Annotated in this window: 2 protein-coding genes and 1 pseudogene; 2 read left to right on the plus strand and 1 reads right to left on the minus strand. The window is 71.1% G+C overall.

The window, feature by feature from the left end; translation table 11 throughout:
* Nucleotides 1–14: 14 nt before the first annotated feature.
* Nucleotides 15–1,250: pseudogene (locus VFA16_RS10565) on the plus strand (DEDD exonuclease domain-containing protein); the annotation flags it as partial.
* Nucleotides 1,251–1,325: 75 nt separating this feature from the next.
* Here VFA16_RS10565 and trpD read toward each other — a convergent pair.
* Nucleotides 1,326–2,408, minus strand: a complete 1,083-nt coding sequence (gene trpD / locus VFA16_RS10570) for an anthranilate phosphoribosyltransferase (RefSeq protein WP_324967761.1) — start codon at nt 2,406–2,408, stop codon at nt 1,326–1,328.
* A 120-nt stretch (nt 2,409–2,528) separates the two neighbouring features.
* On the opposite strand from trpD, the gene VFA16_RS10575 reads away from it, so the two are divergent.
* The coding region (locus VFA16_RS10575) for a heme-copper oxidase subunit III (RefSeq protein ID WP_324967762.1) at nt 2,529–2,983 on the plus strand (455 nt) is incomplete at its 3' end.

The following is a 2,983-nucleotide window of genomic DNA, read 5'->3' on the forward strand; positions in this document are numbered from 1 at the left end:
AGCTGGCGCGGCGGGTGCTCAGCCGGGAGGAGGCTCCCAGCGTTCGCCTTGCCTCGCTGGCGCGGCTGTTCGCGGTGGCCAGCCAGCCCACGCACCGCGCCCTCGACGACGCCCGCGCCACCGTCGAGGTGTTGCACGCGCTGATCGAGCGGGTCGGCAACCAGGGCGTGCACACCTACGCCGACCTGCGCGCGTATCTGCCTGACGTCACCCCGGCTCAGCGCAGCAAGCGAACGCTCGCCGAGCATCTTCCCCACCGGCCTGGCGTGTACCTGTTTCGTGGGCCGTCCGGCGAGGTGCTCTACGTCGGCACGGCAATCGACTTGCGGCGCAGGGTGATTCAGTATTTCAACGGCTCGGACAGGCGGTCGCGGACCAAGGAGATGGTTGCGCTAGCCACCAGCGTCGACCATGTCGAGTGCGCGCATTCGCTCGAGGCCGGTGTGCGTGAGCTGCGGCTGCTGGCCGCCCACGCGCCGCCGTACAACCGTCGCTCACGGTTCCCGTACCGCTGGTGGTGGATAGTGCTGACCGACGAGGCGTTCCCGCGGCTGTCGGTGGTGCGCGCGCCCCGCCACGACCGCGCGGTCGGGCCGTTTCGGTCCCGCGCCGACGCCGCCGACACCGCGGCGCTGCTGGCGCGGTTCACCGGGGTCCGCACCTGCACCCGCCGGCTGGCACGTTCTGCGCTGCACGGGCCGGCCTGCCCGCAGCATGAGGTGTCGCCATGCCCGGCCGGCCGCGATATCACCGCCGAGCAGTACGCCGCGGCGGCGCAGCGCGTCACCGCCTTGATCGACGGGCTGGACAACGGCCCGCTGGCCGCGGCCGTCGACCAGGTCGGCGCGCTCGCCGAGCGCTGCCGCTACGAAAGCGCGGCCCGGCTGCGGGATTACACCGCCGCCGCGGTCGAGGCATTGTGGCGTGGCCAGCGCCTGCGGGCGCTGGCCACGCTGCCCGAGCTGGTGGCCGCCGCGCCCGACGGGCGCGGCGGCTGGCAGCTCGCCGTTATCCGCCATGGCCAACTTGCCGCGGCGGGCGTCGCAGGCCGCGGCGTGCCGCCGATGCCGGTCGTCGACGCGATCCGAGCCGGCGCACAAGCGGTGCTGCCGCGACCGGCGCCGCTGGGCGGCGCCCTGGTCGAGGAAACCGCGTTGATCGCGCGCTGGCTGACGACGCCGGGTGTGCGCATAGTGTGCTGTCAGGAGGCTGACGACGCGACGGGCTGGGGCTCGCCGCTAGGGTCGGCCGGACCGTGGGCGGCGTGGGCGGCGGCCGCCCGCTCGGCGCGGGTGGCCGCCGAACAGGCCGTAACCGATTGGGATTCAAGCGGTTTGGCTGAACCGCACCCATCGCGCGAGCAGCTGTTCGGCCGCGCCGCTGTCGATCGCCGCGGCGGCGCGGGCCAGCCCGTCCTCCCAGGCCGGCAGCCACTCGGCGCGGCTGGATAACCCGGCGTGGGCGACGATCGCGCCGGCGGCGTTAAGCACGACGGCGTCGCGCACCGGACCCTTGGCCCCAGCCAACACCGAGCGCGCCTCGGCCGCATTGGCCGCCGCATCGCCGCCCAACAGCTGCTCTAGCTCGGCACGGGCGAAACCGAAGCCTGCGGGATCGAACGTCAACTTGTCCACCGTGCCGGCCTGCACCCGCCAGATGGTGCTCGTCGTGGTGGTGGTCAACTCGTCGAGGCCATCGTCACCGTGCACCACCAGCACGCTGGAGCGGCGCGCCGCGAACACCGTCGCCATCACCTCGGCCAAGTCGGCGAACGCGCAGCCGATCAGCCCGGCCCGCGGATGGCCCGGATTGGTCAGCGGCCCAAGCAGATTGAACACCGTCGGCACCCCGACCTCACGCCGCACCGCTGACGCGTGGCGGTAGGACGGATGGAACGTCGGCGCGAAGCAAAATCCGATCCCGATTTCGGCGACGCTGCGCGCCACCTCGTCGGGACCCAGATCGATGCGCACCCCAAGAGCCTCCAGGGTGTCGGCGCCGCCGGCCAACGAGGATGCCGCCCGGTTGCCGTGTTTGACCACCGGCACACCGGCGGCCGCCACCACTATCGCCGCCATGGTCGACAGGTTGACGGTGCTGACCCCGTCGCCGCCGGTGCCGACCACGTCGACGGCGTCGGTGCCGAGGGTGGCCGGCAGACCGCGCGCATGGCGCAGCATGACGTCAGCCAGCTCGCTGACCTCCGCCGGTGTCGGCACTTTCATCTTCATCGCCACGCCGAAGGCCGCGATCTGAGCCGGAGTCGCCGCGCCGGTCATGATCTGTTCCATGGCCCAGGCGGCCTGGCCGCGGACGAGGTCATGGCCCACGATCAATCGCCCCAGCACCCGCTGCCAGGAGGCAGCGCCCGGCTCACCTGCTGCCGGCGGGTGAAACGACACGGCCACGCGCCGATCGTCCCATAACGGGCGCCATCGAGCGTCCCTGCCGACTGCAAGCCAGACCCGGGACAATAAATGCCGCCCCCGGGTGGAGATCATCAACTACAAAGCGTCATACTTGCGCATGTGACCAGCGCTGTGGGGACCTCGGGTACTGCGATCACGGCACGTGTGCATTCGCTGAACCGGCCCAACATGGTCAGCGTCGGCACCATCGTCTGGCTCTCCAGCGAGCTGATGTTCTTTGCCGGGTTGTTCGCGATGTATTTCACCGCTCGCGCCCAGGCCGGCGGCAACTGGCCGCCCCACCCGACGCATCTGAACCTGTACCAGGCGGTGCCGGTCACGCTGGTGTTGATCGCCTCGTCGTTCACCTGCCAGATGGGCGTGTTCGCCGCCGAGCGCGGCGACGTGTTCGGCCTGCGCCGCTGGTATGTGATCACGTTCTTGATGGGCCTGTTCTTCGTCCTCGGCCAGGGTTACGAGTACTACCACCTGGCCAGTCACGGCACCACCATCCCCGGCAGCGCCTACGGCAGCGTGTTCTACCTGGCCACCGGCTTCCACGGGTTGCACGTGAT

It is taken from the genome of Mycobacterium sp. (genome assembly GCF_035653355.1).
In the GTDB taxonomy this organism is placed as follows: Bacteria; Actinomycetota; Actinomycetes; order Mycobacteriales; family Mycobacteriaceae; genus Mycobacterium.